Here is an 18510-nt window from a genome sequence, read left to right as displayed (position 1 = left end):
GATATCTCAGCAGTACCTATTTTGAAGAAAGAAACACATTTACCAGTAGTTGTAGATGTTACCCATTCAACAGGTCGTAAGGACTTATTATTACCGACAGCAAAAGCAGCATTAGCAATTGGAGCAGATGCAGTAATGGCTGAAGTACACCCTGATCCAGCAGTTGCTTTATCAGATTCAGCTCAACAAATGAATATTCCACAATTTGAAGAATTCATGTTTGAGTTAAAAGACTTCCGTGCAAAGCTTCAATCATAGTAAAATTTTCTACTAAAAGAGAGCGGTGAAATTAAAAACGACCTTATAAATGGTACAGATTAATCGAAAGACTCAAATGCCTTAGCAATGAGAATGGTTCATGATAAAAAAATTGAATAGAGTGTTGGATGAAATCTCGGTACAGCTTAAAGACTGTGCCGAGAAGGCTCATCGAATCAGTTTTTCTTGTTTTGAAATATTGCTAAAAAGATTGCACAATCAAAATGTTGAAAATTAGGTTTTACTACTGAATAATTCATTTTTTTGAAAAAAAACAAAAAAGTGCCCAAATATGGCTCTTTTTTAATATTAAATACAGAATAGGTTGTGCTATAGTAGTAACTAAATAATTTTAAACTTACATAAAGAGAAGGTGTTGAAATGCGTTATTTAACAGCTGGTGAATCACATGGTCCACAATTAACTACAATTATTGAAGGCGTACCAGCAGGCTTGCCAATTTTAGCAGAAGAAATAAATGTTGAACTTCGTAGACGTCAAGGTGGATATGGAAGAGGGCGTAGAATGCAAATAGAAAAGGATACTGCTCAAATTACTAGCGGTGTTCGACATGGTTATACATTAGGCTCTCCTATCGCATTGGTTGTTGAAAATAACGACTTTAAACATTGGACTAATATTATGGGTCCTGAACCTTTGGACAATCTAGAATACGAAGGAAAAAGAAGCATTACAAAACCACGACCAGGGCATGCCGATTTAAATGGAGCTATAAAATATGGTTTTAGAGATGTGAGGAATGTTTTAGAGCGATCTTCAGCTCGTGAAACGACTGTACGTGTTGCAGCTGGAGCAGTTGCAAAAAAATTGTTGAGTGAGCTAGGAATCTCAATTGCAAGCCATGTTATTGAAATTGGTGGCGTTAAAGCAAAAAATCTAGACTATCAAAATGTAGAAGACTTACATAATAGAGCTGAAAACTCGGAAGTAAGATGTATTGACGCTGAAGCTACAGAAAACATGAAATCATTAATTGATGATGCAAAACAAAAAGGAGATTCAGTTGGTGGGATTGTAGAAGTTGTTGTTGAAGGTATGCCAGCTGGTGTTGGTAGCTACGTTCATTATGACAGAAAGCTAGACTCAAAAATTGCAGGTGCAATCGTAAGCATTAACGCCTTTAAAGGTGTAGAATTCGGCATCGGGTTTGAAGCTGGCTCACTACCAGGAAGTGAAGTTCATGATGAAATTGCATATTCAGAAGAACAAGGCTACTACCGATTATCGAACCGTGCTGGCGGTTTTGAGGGCGGTATGACAACTGGTATGCCAATTGTCGTTCGAGCAGTAATGAAGCCTATCCCAACGCTTTACAAGCCGCTAAAGAGCGTTGATATTGAAACAAAGGAAGTTTATGAAGCTAGTATCGAACGTTCTGATAGCTGTGCTGTTCCTGCAGCAAGTGTCGTAGCAGAGCATATTGTTGCTTGGGAAGTTGCAAAAGCAATTATTGAACAATTTGAATCAGATCAACTTGAGCGTTTAAAACGTAATATTGAAGATTTCCGTGAGTATGCGAGGAATTTTTAATGAATGTGATAACTGTAAATACAAGCTCTAAACAATACGATGTTTGTATAGGGTTTGGAGTATTGAGTGAACTACAGTCAAAGTTGGACAGCTTAGTTCCTAAAGTTTCCAAAATACTAATCATTACAGATGATCAAGTTGCTCCACTTTATTTAGAAGAAGTACTACTAAATTGTAGTAAAAAAAATAAAATTGAACACTTTATCATTCCACATGGTGAAAAAAGTAAGAGTTTTGCTATATACGAAAATTGTTTAACCTATTGTTTTGATGTCCAATTAGATCGTAATAGTTTAATAATTGCTTTAGGTGGGGGAGTAGTTGGTGATTTAGCAGGATTTGTTGCTGCTACTTATATGCGTGGTATTCGTTTTATCCAATTACCTACTACTTTACTAGCCCACGATAGTGCTATAGGTGGTAAAGTAGCTATAAACCTTCCAAAAGCTAAAAATATAGTTGGCGCATTTTATCAGCCGGAATTAGTATTGTATGAATTAAATTTTTTAACTACTTTGCCAATAGAGGAATGGAGATCAGGTTTTGCTGAAATTAGTAAGGAAGCTATGATTTCTTCTAACGACAATTTAAATTGGTTAATGGATCATATTCTTTCACTTGAAGAGTTAGATGATGAGTTAGTTGAAAAATGTGTGACAATGGGAATAAGGGTAAAAAATGAACTTGTATCCAAGGACGAAAGAGAAACTGGAGAAAGAGCATTTTTAAACTTAGGCCATACACTTGGGCATGCAATTGAAGCTTATTTAGGCTATGCTAAAACAACTCATGGTGAAGCAATTGCCTTTGGAACTTTATTTTCAATCTATTTAAGTGAACAGTTCTTTAAGGTTGACTTAAGATTTAATGAGATCTTAAATTGGTATAATCGATTGAATTATCCTGTTTATTCAAAATTAGAATTAGAACCAATTTTAAATCTAATGAAACAAGATAAGAAAAATATCGATTTGAAAATAAAATATATAATCTTAAAAAGTTTTGGGGATCCAGTGATTTGTGAATTAGAGGAAGACTTTATAAAAGAAAATTTAGATCGTTTTTTAAAACAAATAATTTCATAATACTTACCTGAAAATGGTGTTTTGATCAAAAGTTAAATCAAAATATCATTTTCTTTTTCTAAATTAGGCTAACTAAACCAATAAAAATGAAAATCATAGGACAATTCGTCGAATAGAATTTCAGAGAAAATAAAGGTTTGATTTAATAAAAAATGGAATGTAAATACATATAGAAAGGTTAGATAAGGTGAATATGATGAGAAATTCCCAGTTAGAAAAAATCCGTTTAGTTGGTGATGTGACAATTCCAGGAGATAAATCAATATCTCATAGAGCAATTATGTTTGGATCATTAGCGAAAGGGACTACAAAAATTACTAACTTTCTATTAGGTGAAGATTGTTTAAGTACGATTGCGTGTTTTAGAAAATTAGGTGTACAAATCGAAGTATCAGAAGATGAAGTAGTCGTTTATGGTAAAGGGATTGAAGGACTTAAAGAGGCACATGAAGTACTTGATGTAGGAAATTCGGGAACAACAGCAAGATTAATGATGGGAATATTAAGTGGTTTACCTTTCCATTCAGTTATTATTGGTGATGAATCCATTGGTAAAAGACCAATGAAACGAGTTACAAAACCTTTAAAAATGATGGGAACTTCTATAGATGGACGTGAAGACGCTACATATACACCTATTTCTATTAGAGGAGGTTCACTGAATAGTATTTCTTATGCTTCTCCTGTTTCAAGTGCACAAGTTAAATCTTCAATTTTACTAGCTGGTTTATTCGCAAAAGGAACAACGACTGTGACTGAACCAGAAAAGTCTCGTGACCATACTGAAAGAATGCTAAATGCATTTGGATGTGAGTTAGTAGTTGATGGAAACAAAGTCTCGATTAATGGAAACCAAGAATTAACTGCAACAGATGTTATTGTACCAGGGGACATTTCATCAGCTGCATTTTTCTTAGTAGCAGGTTCGATTGTTCCTAATAGCGAAATATTGTTGAAAAATGTAGGGGTAAACCCTACCAGAACAGGGATATTAACAGTTCTAGAAAGAATGGGCGCCAATATTACTTTAGAGGATGAAAAAGTTGTAAACGGAGAACCAATCGCGAATATAAGAGTGAAATCATCCAATTTAAAATCAACTGTAATCGGTGGGTCTGAAATTCCTACATGTATCGATGAGTTACCAATCTTGGCCTTAGCAGCAGCTTTAGCAGATGGAGAGACCATTATTAAGGATGCTGAAGAGTTAAGAGTAAAGGAAACGGATCGTATCCAGACTGTTGTTACAGAACTTACAAATCTTGGTGTAAGCATTGAAGCAACAAAAGATGGTATGATTATACAAGGGAATAGTTCTTTAATAGGTGCTAATGTAAATTCACATGGAGATCATCGAATGGGAATGATGCTTTCAATTGCTGCATTACTTGCTAAAGGTGATACAATTATTGAAAATACAGAATGTATTGCTGTATCTTTTCCGAACTTTAAAGAGCAATTAAATGAATTAATTAAGTAGTCATATGAGGTGTAAGAATGAGTTTAAACGAAGCTGTTCAGTTAATAGAGAACGGTCATACTGAAAAGGGATTAGATTTATTAAGAAAGAATTTAAAAAGCGCTAACGATGAAGAAAAATACGAAGCAGCACTTCTTTTTCAATCATTAGGATTTGTGGAAGATGCGAAAAATATCATTGAAGATTTAGCTTACTTATATGATGACGACGATGATCTTAAAATAATGTATGCAGAAATATTGTTGGATCTTGATTTAGAAGACGACGCTTTAGAAATTTTACTTGCCATAAAAGATGAGAGTGAAAGTCGAGTTCAAGCACTATTATTAATGGCTGATCTATATCAAGTTCAAGGTCTTGATGAAGTAGCTGAACAAAAATTATTTGAAGCAAAAAGAATTTTACCGAAGGAACCTGTAGTAGATTTTGCACTAGGGGAGTATTATTTTAGTAAATATGATTATAAAAAAGCTATTCCATTTTACGAAAAACTTGCTAATCAAGAAATTGAAGTGAGTGGAGTAAATAAAGATTTAAGACTTGCTGAATGTTTAAGTGCTGAAGGTGAATGGGAAGATGCAATTTCCTATTATGAAAAAGGAATTCAGAAAACAAAAGACTTCCATACACTATTAGGATATGGCATTACACTATTTCAAGCTGAACGTTATGCAGCCTCAATTCCAGTTTTCGAGGAAGCAATATTCTTTGATCCTGAATATTTAGTGGCACATTTATGGCTAAGTAAAGCACATGATCTTGAAGGCCAAATTGAAGAAGGCTATGATATATTACAAAAAGCTTTACTTGTTGATGAAACAAATGTAGAATGCCTTTTATCAGCAGCAAAATTAGCTCGTAAATTGAAGAATTTAGATGCAAGTAAAAAACATTTACAGGAAGCATTAATTTATGATCCTTCTCTAATTGAGGCAGTGCAGTTATTAGTCGGAATTCTTTTCGAAGAAGAAGATTTCGATGACATAATTAGTACAATTGAACTAGCAATTGAGCATGGAGCTTCAGATCCTCATTTTAATTGGGACTTAGGTAAAGCATATTATGGAAATGAAAATTATGAATTGGCATTAAATCAATATCGTCTAGCATATAATGACTTTAACCAGGAAATTTCCTTCTTAAAGGAATACGGAGACCTATTGTTTGAAGAAGGCTTAGTACAAGAAGCAAAAGAGGTTTACAGTAAACTTGTAGACGATGAGTATCTACAGGAAGAAGTAAGAGAGCGTCTTGAAAGAATAAATGAAATTCTGTAGTTTTCTTTATTCAGAAAAGGGGACAAATTTTAAGGACAGAGGAGGGATTTAATAATGGCAACCCCTGTATCTGTGAATGAGAAGAAAGATTTTGTTAAGTGGTTTCTAAGTAATTTCCAGTTAAAGCAAAGAGAATGTGTTTGGATTTTAAATTACCTAATGAGCCATGACTATTTAATGAAAAAGGTTCATTTCGTAGAACAGTCTAAATATTGTCCACGCGGGTTAGTGATGTCGACAAACTGTGTTAAAGAGGTCCCATTTCATTTTTATAAACAAAATGTTATGACGACGGATGCAGAGAAATCATTTCACGATATTCGACTAAATAGGGATGAGGATATTTATATCCAACTCAATTTTAAATCTTCTTTTCAATATCCAATGTTTGTTTCAGTTTTAGAAGAGAACCCACATATACCAAAAAACTTAAATAGTAACGAAAAAGATCGCGTAATTGCTGAAAAGCTATTGTCAGATTCAATTATTAATTTCCAAAAAGACAGATTGATGAAAATGATTGACGAAGCTCTAGATAAACAAGACAAAAAGCTTTTCCAAGAATTAACTAAGCAACTGAATTCATTAGTTTAATGTTAATCTGAAAAAAGTCCTCATTATGGGGGCTTTTTTACTGTTGAAAAGGTATTTGCTAATTGAACACAATTAAATTTTATTGTTAAATAAGATATGTGGGGTTAATTTCCATTTTAGTACCTTCTCTTTAAAGTGTGGACAGATTCATGATCTTAATCATTCGATGCAATTCTAGTAGGTCCTTAGACTTCTGGTGTATTCCAAAGGAGTCGAGCGTATCGATTAACTTTTACAAGTTAAAAATTAAAGTTTGTATACTTAAGATTAGCAAATTCCTCATAAAAAAATACTCATATAAAAAAATGGTAAAAAAGTCACTTAACATAGAAAGATTTTTGAAATATTGATTGATCTGATAGAAATATATGCTTCGTAATGGTTCGAAGTTCAACTGAATTTTTTATACTAATCAGTAAACTGTTTATGGGATTACTGAGTTGATTACAAAGATCTCTTTCCATTGACTGAAAAATCCAATATTAGCGGGCTTTTTTTCTTTCTTAAAATAGTAATGTATGGTTAAATGGAAAATAGAAATTTGTTCACAAAAATTTCACAATTATAAATAAATTATTTTAATAGAAAGAGGTAATTTTGATGAAATGGACAACTAATGAATTAAATCAAGTTATTGAGAATCTGGAATACATCGATACGATCATTATTCCACTTTGTCCTGTTTCTTTGAAAAAAGAAAATATTGGTCTAGCCGAGCAAAGAGAGGACTTAATAATTCTTACTTCAGAACTTGAACGTACATATAAAGGGAGAGTTGTAATCGCTCCGGAATTTACTTATTTACCTGAAGATTCTAATAAAATAAGCCGATTAAAAGCTTGGAATGAAGAGTTTAAAGCTAGTGGGATTAAGCATGTTTTTTATTTAACATGTGATTTTGATTGGAGACAGTCAGAAGCTGAAATGGATCAATCATTAATTTGGTTACCTAATTTAAATATCAATAGCTTAGATGAATCATCACAACGTGTAATAGTAGATAAACAATTATCTCACATAAATGCATTATTTTCTAAAATATGGGGATAAAAATAAAAACAACATTATTACTATGATTATTATTAGGATATTATTGACCTTCTAAATTTGTTATTATATTATGAAAGTGTCCTAGTTTTATTATTATAGCTGTTGTCCGTACAGGAGTACTTGTGATAGAGGGGGGAATTTTCATGAGTGAAAAGGTTTCAAGACGCCAGTTTTTAAACTACACTTTAACAGGTGTAGGCGGCTTTATGGCGGCAGGAATGCTAATGCCATTGGCTCGTTTTGCCATTGACCCAGTTTTACAAAAAGAAGAAGCTGGAGCAATGGTGCAAGTTGGACTAGTTAAAGATTTAACGACTGACCCAAAACGCTTTGACTTTAAAGTTAAGCAGGTAGATGGTTGGGTTAAATCTGACGCGTCACACATTGCATGGGTGTACAAGAATTCAAATGGAGACATCGTAGCGTTATCACCTACTTGTAAGCATTTAGGCTGTACAGTTGGTTGGAACGACAATAAAGATTTTCCAAATCAATTCTTCTGTCCATGTCATGGCGGTCGTTACCATAAGGATGGTAAAAACATTAAAGGTACACCACCGCTTGGTCCACTAGACAACTATGCAGTAAAAGTGAAAGGTGATTCTTTCTATCTTGGTAAACTACAACCAAATACAGGAGGTAAATAATCGTGCTTAACAAAATTTACGACTGGGTAGATGAGCGATTAGAAATTACGCCTCTTTGGAGAGATATCGCTGATCATGAAGTACCAGAGCACGTTAATCCAGCACACCATTTTTCAGCATTCGTATATTGCTTCGGTGGATTAACATTTTTCGTTACAGTAATTCAAATTTTATCTGGAATGTTCTTAACAATGTACTATGTTCCAGATATCAAAAATGCATGGGAATCAGTTTATTACTTACAAAACAACGTTGCATACGGACAAATCGTTCGTGGTATGCATCACTGGGGTGCAAGTTTAGTAATTGTTATGATGTTTTTACATACTTTACGTGTATTCTTCCAAGGCGCATATAAAAAGCCTCGTGAGCTTAACTGGGTTGTAGGGGTTTTAATCTTCTTCGTAATGCTTGGATTAGGCTTTACAGGATATTTATTACCTTGGGATATGAAAGCGTTATTTGCGACTAAAGTAGGTCTGCAAATTGCTGAACAAACACCATTTATTGGTAAGCAAGTGAAAACGTTAATTGCAGGTAATCCGGAAATCATCGGTGCACAAACATTAACTCGTTTCTTCGCAATCCATGTATTCTTCTTACCTGGTGCTTTACTTGCTCTTATGGGTGCCCATTTCTTAATTATTCGTAAGCAAGGTATTTCAGGTCCACTATAAGATTTAGTGCATGGGGCTTTAGTAAAAATGACTAAAGTGTGTCGAAATAAAGGAGGGAGAACATGCATCGCGGTAAAGGAATGAAATTTGTAGGTGACTCACGTGTACCTGCAATGGCAGGACGTAAACCTAATGTACCAAAGGATTATTCAGAATATCCTGGTAAAACTGAAGCATTCTGGCCAAACTTCTTATTAAAAGAATGGATGGTAGGAGCAGTTTTCTTAATTGGATACTTAACATTAACAATTGCACATCCATCTCCACTTGAGAGGGTTGCAGATCCAACTGATACTGGCTATACGCCACTACCAGACTGGTATTTCTTATTCTTATATCAATTCTTAAAATATAGCTATGCTTCTGGTGACTATAACGTAATTGGTGCTTTCGTAATTCCTGGATTAGCATTTGGTGGCTTATTATTAGCGCCATTCTTAGATCGTAGTCCACATAGAAAACCAATTAAACGTCCATTAGCTACAGGATTTATGTTATTAGCTTTATCTGGTGTAATTTATTTAACATGGGAAGCTGCGGCTCACCATGACTGGAAAAAACAAAAAGAACAAGGTAAAATCCGTACTTTTGTTGAATTAAATAAAGAAGATCCAGCATATAAACTATTGCAAAAAAATACTTGTGTATCTTGTCATGGCGATAATCTTGAAGGTGGCGCAGCAGCTCCAAGTCTTCAAAATAATGGTTTAAAACCTGAAGAAATCGCTCATATCGCAAGAAACGGTCGAAAAGCGATGCCATCTGGCGTATTTAAAGGTACTGACGCTGAACTTAAAGTGCTAGCTGAATTCGTTTCAAAAGCAGGTAAAACAGAGTAATTAAAAGAGAGTCGAATTTTCGACTCTTTTTTTCATGTTGTATTGTATACTGAAATAATAACATGTAAAAAATGTGATGATACATATAAATTGTGAACTTTGTGTTATAAATTTATAAAATCTCCTCAGTGAAAGTGAGATGAAGTGAAATAGTGAACATACTCTACAGTATGCTACGGCTTAAACCTAACTTAATTGCTTTATTTATCATAAATGTACTTGGAACAATCTACGGATACTATTGGTATCGATCTCAACTTGATTTTACTCCTGGTTGGTTAAAAATATTTGTACCTGATAGTCCAACTGCATCATTATTTTTTTGTATTGTATTGCTACTGTTCATCCTAAATAAACGGAATGGATTAATAGAGGCACTAGCATATGTAAGCTTGATGAAATATGGAATATGGGCAGTGTTGATGAATGGAATGGTTCTTTATTTATCAGGTGGACTTGATGCGGTTGCATACTTATTAATTTTTTCGCATGGTGCTATGGCGATCCAGGCTGTTTTGTATGCACCGACATTTAAAGTTAAAAAATGGCACTTGACAGTTGCTAGTATTTGGATCTTACAAGATCTTATTTTAGACTATGTTTTTGGAACAATGCCAGAATACTATATGCTTTCTGATTACAGAATTTGGATTGCTTTAGTGACATTTTGGTTAACTATATTTGTTATTTTAATCGCTTATTACCAGTTAATTTTTAAAAATAGAGCTCGTGCTTGAACAAGTTCTAATCTTGTCCTTTCTCTCATAATTATTAGTAGTTATGAGGGAGGGGTTTGATGAAAAAGTTAATTGCGGGGATAAGCGTTTTTTTTATTTTCTTTTCATTCAATACCGTAAAAGGGTACGCTAAAATAGATCAAGAAACTTCGTTAATTGAACAATCGCTCTCTTTAGTACAAGATGGTGATTATATTCATGGCGCAAATTTATTAGAACAATTAGAATCTAAGTATATGGCGTCAGCAAAAAAGAATAAGGATTTCACACCAAAGGAGTTAGAAACCATTTCAGTTACTTTTCAAAATGCGCTTGTATCTTTAACAAATGATGCAATTGATCCACAAGAAAAAGTTGCCGATGTACTTGGTTTGAGATTATTGATTGATGCTGGAGAAACGACTATGCAGCCGATGTGGAAGGAAATGAAAAAGTCAGTTATGACCCCACTACAGAATATGGAGTCAGCATATAAACGAGGTAATTCTGAAGCATATGAAACGCAATTAAATCAATTCTTACATCAATTTGAGATTATTTATCCAAGTCTTATCATGGACCTTCCATATGATGAAGTAAAAAAAATAAATTCACTTGTTTCGTTTTTAGATGATTATCGTATTAACCAAGAATCTATACCGGCTTTTCAACAAAAGTTGGATGAGACAAAAAGTGAATTATCATTCATTTTCGATCAAGGTAATTCAATTATTCCTCCTGTTTCTATTTGGACAATATTTACAACAGGGATCATTATTGTCGGTACATTAAGTTATGTTGGTTGGAGAAAATATATAGGTGATCGAAATAAGAACAAAAAAAGAAGAGAACATAATGATTGACAAATTTCTCTAAAAGTTATTACAATATCGTAAAATCACACTCCTTGGAGGAATTACAATGAGTTATCTAATTTACTTTTTAATTTTGTTGCTTGTACCTTTATATGCGCAAATGAAGGTTAAATCAACTTTTAGAAAGTATTCTCAAGTTGGTTCTACATCACATTTAACGGGTGCAGAAGTAGCGAGAAAAATTTTAAATGAAAATGGATTATACAATGTAGCAGTAGAGGAAACTCGAGGATATTTATCTGACCATTATGATCCACGTGCAAAAGTTGTAAGATTATCAACTGAAAATTATCATGGATATTCAGTAGCGGGTACTGCAGTTGCTGCTCATGAAGTAGGACATGCAATTCAAGATGCGAATGACTATAGCTTTTTAAGATTCCGTCATTCATTAGTACCTGTTGCCAATTTCAGTTCCAATTTTTCTTATATATTTATTTTAATTGGCATGTTATCTCGTCTATCAGGTGCATTATTAATAGGGATAGTTTTATTAGCACTAGGTGTATTGTTCCAAGTTGTTACACTTCCTGTTGAATTTAATGCCTCAAGTAGAGCTTTAAAACAGATTACAACTTTAGGTATTATCAATTCGAATGAGCATGTTTATGCAAAACGTGTTTTAAATGCAGCTGCATTGACCTATGTTGCAGCGGCAGCGGTAGCCGTAGCAGAATTATTAAGATTAATTTTAATTTATACTGGTATGACACGCAGTGATGATTAATATCAATATAAAACAAAAAGAGGTTCTGGCAATGAATGCCAAGAACCTCTTTTTTGTTTCAGTTAAAATTAAGGGTGAAGAGGGACTTTATTTTCATCTAATGTAAAGCCTTCACCTAGTACATCATGCACTTCTGTAACGGCTACAAAAGCGTGTGGATCGATATCTTGAATGATGTTTTTTAAATGAACTAATTCGTTTTTAGGAACGACACAAAATAAAACGTCTTTGCTTTCTCCAGTAAATGTTCCTGTTGCTTTTAAATAAGTTGCGCCTCGTTCCATTTCTTTCATAATTCGAGCGGCAATTAAATCATTTTTCTCAGAAATAATATTTGCGCCACGAGCAGCGTATGCACCTTCTTGCATAAAATCAATAATTCTTGCTCCGACGAAAACTGCTACTAGGGTATACATTGCTTCATATGCTTTTAAGTAAGTTAAAAGTGAAAGTGTAATGACAACAAAGTCAAAAATAAACATCGTTTTACCCATATTAATACCTTTGTATTTATATGCTAAACGAGCAATGATATCGACACCACCAGTAGTTCCACCAAATCTAAAAATAATTCCTAAACCTACACCAATAAATACACCCGCAAATAATGAAGCTAACATTAAATCGCCATGAACATCTATATTGAAAGTAAATTTCTCAAATAATTTTAAGAAAAATGAGACTGCAACAGTACCAATGATTGTATAAAGCATTGTCACTGTACCAAGTAATCTCCAACCAATAAAAAATAAAGGGACGTTTAATACTAAGTTTGAGATCCAAACGGGAATATTTAGTTCAGCTAAAAGAATTAAGTTAATTCCCGTAAAGCCACCTTCAGCTAGATTGTTTGGAATATTTATATTCATAATTCCAAAAGAAAAAATTGCAGAACCTAAAATAATAAAAAAGATATTGCGTAACTTCAATTTAAAAATCATATACTTCCTCCATACTATAAAAATTACCCTAAACTCTTATTTTTATCTTATCTTGTATTTTTTTCAAGTAAAATAATATATAATTTGTCAAAAAGTGGTCAATTCGATAAGATTTAATTGAGGAGTTGATATTAGTATGCACGAAAAAACGATGAATGAAATGCAAAAAGAAGTCGATACATATATAGGTCAATTTAAAGAAGGGTATTTTAGTCCTTTAGCAATGATGGCTAGGTTAACTGAAGAAATGGGTGAGTTAGCTAGAGAAATCAATCATACTTATGGTGAAAAGCCTAAGAAAAGCACAGAAGAAGAAAAGCTAATTGAAGAAGAGTTAGGTGATGTCTTATTTGTTATGATTTGTTTAGCAAATAGCCTAAATATAGACTTACAAGAAGCTCATGATATGGTGATGAAGAAGTTTAATACTCGAGATAAAGATCGTTGGACAAGGAAGGAAGTTTAAAATGGAAAAAGTAATTAGAGTTGTATTAGCAGGACCAAGAGGTAAAATGGGAATTGAAGCTTTACAATTAATCGATCGAACTGAGCATTTTCACCTTGTAGCTGCAGTAGATTATAAATTAGGTGGAGAACAAATCCAAAAGGTTAGCCCTGGCTTTAAAGGTGAAGCAAAAGTATATGAAACATTAGAGCAATGTATTGAAAATGAAAGCTTTGATGTACTTGTTGATTTAACAACTCCTGAAATTGGAAAAAAACATGCATTTTTAGCATTAAAAAATGGTATTCGCCCTGTAATCGGTACAACTGGTTTTACAAAAGAGGAGCTTGATGATTTAAAAGAGTTAGCTACAAATAATGAGCTAGGTTGTATTATTGCGCCAAATTTTGCAATTGGTGCTATATTAATGATGAAATTCTCTGCAATGGCAGCCAAATATTTTAAAGATATCGAAATTATTGAGTTACATCATGACCAAAAATTAGATGCGCCTTCAGGTACTGCTCTTAAAACAGTTCAAATGATTGAGGAAGTTCGTGAATCGAAAATACAAGGACATCCAAATGAAGTTGAAACTGAAGCTGGAGCTAGAGGTGCAGATCTAAATGGAATGAGAGTTCATAGCGTGAGATTACCTGGTTTAGTTGCGCATCAACAAGTTTTATTCGGTGGTGATGGTCAACTATTAACAATTCGACATGATTCAATGAATCGAGCTTCTTTTATGTCTGGAGTTAAAGTAGCCGTTGAGGAAGTAATGAAGCTTACAGAGCTAGTCTACGGATTAGAAAATATAATGGACTAAAGGTGGGGTAGGAAGTGAAAATAGCTCTAATTGCTCACGATAACAGAAAAGACGCATTAGTAACGTTCGTTCAAGAAAATGAATCTTTTTTTCAGCAGCATGAACTATTTTCAACAGGTACTACAGGACTACGTGTAATGGAAAATACAACTTTAAACGTTTATCGTTTTCAATCTGGTCCACTCGGAGGAGATCAAGAAATAGGTGCATTAATTGCTAAAGGGAAAATGGACGCAATTTTCTTTTTTAGGGATCCATTAACTGCTCAACCGCATGAACCAGATGTAAATGCTTTATTAAGGCTATGCGATGTTTTTCATGTCCCGGTGGCAACGAACATTCAAACCGCTAAGGCAGTTGTGAAATTTTTTAGTTAGTTTGAAAGAGAGTGAGATAAGTGGAATATTTTGATGTACTAGCGTTTGGAGCGCATCCAGATGATGTTGAGATTGGAATGGCAGGTACGATTGCTAAGTTTACTAAGTTAGGCTATAAGGTTGCTATTTGTGATTTAACGGAAGCGGAGCTCTCATCAAATGGAGATACTTTTATTAGAAGAAAAGAAGCTGAAGAAGCAGATAAGATTTTAGGGGTTTCAAAGCGTTTTAATTTATCATTACCAGATAGGGGGCTATACTTATCTGAGGAAGCGATTAAACAAGTAGCTGCATTAATTCGAATGACGAAGCCTAGTATTATTTTCTCGCCATATGAAGTGGATCGTCATCCTGATCATGGTAATTGTACAAAAATAGTAGAAGAAGCTGTTTTTTCATCTGGGATTAGAAAATTTAATGCAAATACAAATCATGAAGCTCACAAGGTAAAACATGTTTTTCAATATATGATTAATGGGTTTCATCGACCTAATTTTATAGTTGATGTTTCTGAAACGATTGAAGTCAAAAGAGCAGCTTTAGAAGCATATGAAAGTCAATTTACTCCCGGTCCAGATGGTGTCGTTACGCCTTTAACAAACGACTATGTAAATAGCGTAATTGCAAGAGAAAAAATTTTTGGGAAAGAAGCCGGAGTGCCATATGGGGAAGGGTTTATGACAAAAAGACCACTCCTATTAAATGCAGATTGGTTAGTTTAAGAAGAAATGAAGAAGTTTAGGAGAGATAAAATGAAATTAAAAATTGGGATTACATGTTATCCTTCAGTAGGCGGTTCTGGTGTGATTGCAACTGAGCTAGGAAAGTTATTAGCAGAACTAGGACATGAAATTCATTTTATTTCATCAAGTATGCCGTTTCGTTTAAATAAAGTATATCCTAATATTTATTATCATGCAGTTGAAGTAAATCAATATTCAGTTTTCCAATATCCTCCATATGATTTAGCATTGGCGAGTAAGATGGCTGAAATTGCAAACCGTGAAAAATTAGATATTTTACATGTACATTATGCGATTCCGCATGCAATATGTGCTGTTCTAGCAAAACAAATGATTCATCATGATATTAAAATTGTAACGACATTACATGGTACAGATATAACTGTCCTTGGTTATGACTCATCTTTAACAGAGTTAATTAAGTTCGGGATTGAAAAATCAGATGTTGTAACTGCAGTCTCAAATGATTTAATTCGTCAAACAGAGGAATTAGTTAACCCTGATAAAGAAATAAAAACTGTGTATAATTTTATTGATGAAAGAGTGTATTACAAAAGAAATTGCCAGACATTAAAAGCAGAGTACGGGATTTTAGAGCATGAAAAAGTCATTATACATATTTCTAATTTCCGCCAAGTTAAACGAACAAAAGATGTAGTAGATGTATTTAATTTAGTAAGAAAAGAAATTCCATCTAAGTTACTTTTAGTTGGAGATGGTCCGGAAATCTCAAGTTTATGTAAATTAGTAAGAGAGCTTGGTATTGAGGATGATGTTTTATTTTTAGGAAAGCAAGAAAATGTTGAAGAGTTACTTTCAATGAGCGATATAAAATTACTTCTTTCGTCAAAAGAAAGCTTTGGATTAGTATTACTTGAGGCGATGGCTTGTGGAGTTCCATGTATCGGTACTAGAGTTGGTGGGATTCCAGAAGTAATCGAACATGGAGAAAACGGATTTATTTGTGAACTAGGAGATATTGAACAAATCGCTTATTATACACTCAACTTATTACAAGATGAAGAACTATATAAACGCATATCAATTCGCTCGATTGAAATTGTTAAAGAAAGATTTCAATCAAATAAAATCGTTTCACAATATTTATCCATTTATAATGAGTTATTAGGAATGAAATAATATGGAAATTTTTGATAAAGCAAAGCCGATATTAGATCAATTAATAAAAAATGGCTTCGAGGCCTATTTTGTCGGCGGTTGTGTTAGAGATAAATTATTAAATAGAACAATTGGAGATATTGATATTGCAACTTCAGCTTTACCTGAAGAGGTTATGTCAATATTTCCAAAAACCGTTCCTACTGGATTACAGCACGGAACTGTTTTAGTTATACAAAATAGTGAGCCATATGAGATTACAACATTCCGTACTGAATCAACATATCATGATTTTCGTAGACCATCGGAGGTTACATTCGTAAAATCAATCGAAGAAGATTTAAAACGAAGAGATTTTACAATGAATGCCATTGCTATGACGACGAAAAATGAAATAATAGATCCTTTTAATGGTACAATTGATCTTTATGATGGGCTAATTAGATGTGTTGGTGAAGCGAAGGAAAGATTTCAAGAAGATGCTCTTAGAATGCTGAGAGGTATACGTTTTGTAAGCCAATTAGATTTTCGTTTACATGATGAAACGTTTAACGCAATTAAATCAAATAAACATTTAATTGAAAATATAGCCATTGAACGCATTTCGGTTGAAATAGAAAAAATGTTAATAGGAAAGTCACCTAAAAAAGGCATCGGACTATTAATACAAACAAATTTAGTAAATCATCTTCCAAGCTTAAAAGAATATACAAATCAGTTTAATGATCTTTTAGAACTTCCTATTCAATCAATAAAAACAATTGAAGAGATTTGGGCGCTAATAATATTTAAATGTAATGTTGATAACCCAGAACAGGTTTTAAGAAATTGGAAGATGTCGAATAGTCGCATGAAACAAATATTAAAGATTTATCATTTGTTAAATGAAACGAAAATTAAATGGAGCAATACAAAGTTATATCAAGTTGGATTACAGGATGCAATAAAATATGAGCGTTTACAGTGTGTCATTGATCATATAAATGCAAATGAATTTAATGAGGAATTATTAAAAAATAGATATAATCAATTACCGATTTATTCTAAGGCAGATATATGTATTACAGGTAATGATTTATTAGAATGGTCACAATTAAAAGGTGGTCCATGGTTGAAAGAAGTATTAAGTAAAATAGAATTTCAATTAGTAGAGAACCAGCTTGAGAATAACCAACTTGCTGTTAAGGAGTGGTTCATAAATTGGCTTCAAAAGTAAAAGAAAGAATTATACAATTGTTTACGGAAAATAGTAATGAATATTTATCAGGTCAATTTTTGAGTGATGAATTAGGAATTTCACGTACTGCAATATGGAAATACATGAAAGAATTGCAAGATGAGGGAATTGAAGTTGAAGCAGTAAGGAAGGTTGGATATAAAATAACAGGCAAATCTGATCGATTAACTCCAACGGATATTCAACTAGGTTTAGAAACGAAAAAATTTGGAAGAAATGTCGTATACCAAGAAGAAACTAATTCAACCCAAACGATTGCTAATGAATTAGTGCTAAATGATGCTCCAGAAGGTACGATTGTTTTGGCTGAGCGTCAATTATTAGGTCGAGGCAGATTACAAAGAAACTGGTTAACTTCTGATGGAAAAGCAATAGCAATGAGTGTGATCCTTAAACCAGCTATTTCACCTAGAGTAGCACCTCAGCTAACATTATTAACGGCTGTAGTCATTGCTTCAGCCATCGAAAAAGTGACCGGTTTACATCCAAATATAAAATGGCCAAATGATATTTTAATCAATAATAAAAAAGTTTGTGGAATCTTAACTGAAATGCAAGGTGACGCTGATTGCATTAAAAGCGTTGTCATAGGTATTGGGATCAATGTTAATCAAGTTGAAGAAGATTACCCGTTAGAACTGTCAGATATCGCTACATCATTACGTATTGAAAAAGGACAAACCTTTCTGAGGGCAAATTTAATTCAATCTATATTAGCTGAATTTGAAAAGTTCTATGAAATATTTTTAGAAAAAGGTTTTAAACCGATAAAAATTTTATGGGAAAGCTATGCAATCTCGCTAGGGAAACAAATAAAAGCCACGACTTTAACCGAAGAAATTGTCGGTAATGCCATTGGAATTACTGATGAAGGTCAATTATTGATTGAAGACCACTTAGGTAATGTTCATACAATTTATTCAGCGGATATTTCGATAAATAAATAATGTAATACGAAATAAAACAACTCTCTTTTTATATTTGAAAGAGAGTTATTTTATTTGCTGTATAATTGCCACGTATATTTGTAAATAATACCAAGTTTT

General features: G+C 33.2%; 20 protein-coding genes and 1 pseudogene. 20 read left to right on the top strand and 1 reads right to left on the bottom strand.

Annotated features, from left to right (window positions below):
* The 13 genes and pseudogenes from ACFVRR_RS08355 to ACFVRR_RS08295 all read left to right on the top strand — a co-directional run.
* Positions 1 to 258: pseudogene (locus ACFVRR_RS08355) on the top strand (bifunctional 3-deoxy-7-phosphoheptulonate synthase/chorismate mutase); the annotation flags it as partial.
* A 381-nt stretch (positions 259 to 639) separates the two neighbouring features.
* A complete protein-coding gene (gene aroC, locus ACFVRR_RS08350; RefSeq protein ID WP_387326909.1) occupies positions 640 to 1809 on the top strand; it encodes a chorismate synthase in 1170 nt (389 codons plus the stop codon).
* The gene (aroB, locus tag ACFVRR_RS08345; RefSeq protein ID WP_387326906.1) at positions 1809 to 2894 is read left to right on the top strand and encodes a 3-dehydroquinate synthase; all 1086 of its coding nucleotides are present in this window, start codon (positions 1809 to 1811) and stop codon (positions 2892 to 2894) included. The genes aroC and aroB overlap by 1 nt, the downstream gene beginning before the upstream one ends.
* A 196-nt stretch (positions 2895 to 3090) precedes the next feature.
* Positions 3091 to 4374, top strand: coding sequence for a 3-phosphoshikimate 1-carboxyvinyltransferase (gene aroA, locus ACFVRR_RS08340; protein ID WP_387326903.1), 1284 nt, complete (start codon positions 3091 to 3093; stop codon positions 4372 to 4374).
* Between the two features lie 17 nt (positions 4375 to 4391).
* Positions 4392 to 5651, top strand: a complete 1260-nt coding sequence (locus tag ACFVRR_RS08335) for a tetratricopeptide repeat protein (protein WP_387326900.1) — start codon at positions 4392 to 4394, stop codon at positions 5649 to 5651.
* A gap of 54 nt (positions 5652 to 5705) precedes the next feature.
* Entirely contained in the window at positions 5706 to 6245 is a 540-nt protein-coding gene (locus tag ACFVRR_RS08330; protein WP_387326898.1) for a ReoY family proteolytic degradation factor, read from the top strand.
* A gap of 600 nt (positions 6246 to 6845) precedes the next feature.
* A complete protein-coding gene (locus ACFVRR_RS08325; RefSeq protein WP_387326896.1) occupies positions 6846 to 7295 on the top strand; it encodes a DUF2487 family protein in 450 nt (149 codons plus the stop codon).
* A 143-nt stretch (positions 7296 to 7438) separates the two neighbouring features.
* A complete protein-coding gene (locus tag ACFVRR_RS08320; RefSeq protein WP_097978883.1) occupies positions 7439 to 7942 on the top strand; it encodes a QcrA and Rieske domain-containing protein in 504 nt (167 codons plus the stop codon).
* 2 nt (positions 7943 to 7944) lie between these two features.
* Positions 7945 to 8619, top strand: a complete 675-nt coding sequence (qcrB, locus tag ACFVRR_RS08315) for a menaquinol-cytochrome c reductase cytochrome b subunit (protein WP_056466653.1) — start codon at positions 7945 to 7947, stop codon at positions 8617 to 8619.
* A gap of 62 nt (positions 8620 to 8681) precedes the next feature.
* A complete protein-coding gene (locus tag ACFVRR_RS08310) occupies positions 8682 to 9458 on the top strand; it encodes a menaquinol-cytochrome c reductase cytochrome b/c subunit (RefSeq protein ID WP_056466650.1) in 777 nt (258 codons plus the stop codon).
* A gap of 152 nt (positions 9459 to 9610) precedes the next feature.
* Positions 9611 to 10195, top strand: coding sequence for a DUF1405 domain-containing protein (locus ACFVRR_RS08305; protein ID WP_387326892.1), 585 nt, complete (start codon positions 9611 to 9613; stop codon positions 10193 to 10195).
* 59 nt (positions 10196 to 10254) lie between these two features.
* On the top strand, positions 10255 to 11037 hold the full coding sequence (locus ACFVRR_RS08300) for a sporulation protein YpjB (RefSeq protein WP_387326890.1): 783 nt from the start codon (positions 10255 to 10257) through the stop codon (positions 11035 to 11037).
* A 58-nt stretch (positions 11038 to 11095) separates the two neighbouring features.
* On the top strand, positions 11096 to 11776 hold the full coding sequence (locus ACFVRR_RS08295; RefSeq protein WP_387326887.1) for a zinc metallopeptidase: 681 nt from the start codon (positions 11096 to 11098) through the stop codon (positions 11774 to 11776).
* 68 nt (positions 11777 to 11844) lie between these two features.
* On the opposite strand, the gene ACFVRR_RS08290 is transcribed toward ACFVRR_RS08295, so the two are convergent.
* Positions 11845 to 12717, bottom strand: coding sequence for a YitT family protein (locus tag ACFVRR_RS08290; protein ID WP_387326884.1), 873 nt, complete (start codon positions 12715 to 12717; stop codon positions 11845 to 11847).
* 136 nt (positions 12718 to 12853) lie between these two features.
* Between ACFVRR_RS08290 and ACFVRR_RS08285 the strand changes: the two genes are divergently transcribed.
* The 7 genes from ACFVRR_RS08285 to ACFVRR_RS08255 are packed head-to-tail and all read left to right on the top strand — an operon-like array spanning position 12854 to position 18411.
* Positions 12854 to 13183 carry a nucleotide pyrophosphohydrolase gene (locus ACFVRR_RS08285; protein WP_098429770.1) on the top strand — a complete coding sequence of 110 codons (330 nt, stop codon included), beginning with the start codon at positions 12854 to 12856 and terminating at the stop codon, positions 13181 to 13183.
* 1 nt (position 13184) lies between these two features.
* Positions 13185 to 13988 (top strand): 4-hydroxy-tetrahydrodipicolinate reductase, encoded by an 804-nt coding sequence (gene dapB, locus ACFVRR_RS08280; protein ID WP_387326880.1) that lies wholly within the window; start codon positions 13185 to 13187, stop codon positions 13986 to 13988.
* A 14-nt stretch (positions 13989 to 14002) separates the two neighbouring features.
* Complete coding sequence (gene mgsA, locus ACFVRR_RS08275; protein WP_097978877.1) at positions 14003 to 14365, top strand: methylglyoxal synthase; 363 nt, start codon at positions 14003 to 14005, stop codon at positions 14363 to 14365.
* Between the two features lie 20 nt (positions 14366 to 14385).
* Positions 14386 to 15087, top strand: a complete 702-nt coding sequence (gene bshB1 / locus ACFVRR_RS08270) for a bacillithiol biosynthesis deacetylase BshB1 (protein WP_387326877.1) — start codon at positions 14386 to 14388, stop codon at positions 15085 to 15087.
* 30 nt (positions 15088 to 15117) lie between these two features.
* Entirely contained in the window at positions 15118 to 16248 is a 1131-nt protein-coding gene (gene bshA, locus ACFVRR_RS08265) for an N-acetyl-alpha-D-glucosaminyl L-malate synthase BshA (RefSeq protein ID WP_387326874.1), read from the top strand.
* 1 nt (position 16249) lies between these two features.
* Positions 16250 to 17443, top strand: coding sequence for a CCA tRNA nucleotidyltransferase (locus ACFVRR_RS08260; RefSeq protein ID WP_387326871.1), 1194 nt, complete (start codon positions 16250 to 16252; stop codon positions 17441 to 17443).
* Positions 17428 to 18411 carry a biotin--[acetyl-CoA-carboxylase] ligase gene (locus tag ACFVRR_RS08255; RefSeq protein WP_387326868.1) on the top strand — a complete coding sequence of 328 codons (984 nt, stop codon included), beginning with the start codon at positions 17428 to 17430 and terminating at the stop codon, positions 18409 to 18411. Before ACFVRR_RS08260 ends, ACFVRR_RS08255 begins: the two co-directional genes overlap by 16 nt.
* Positions 18412 to 18510: the final 99 nt, after the last annotated feature.

Source organism: Gottfriedia sp. NPDC057948, assembly GCF_042887255.1.
GTDB lineage: Bacteria > Bacillota > Bacilli > Bacillales > Bacillaceae_G > Gottfriedia.
This window is presented reverse-complemented; position numbering and strand designations above follow the sequence as displayed.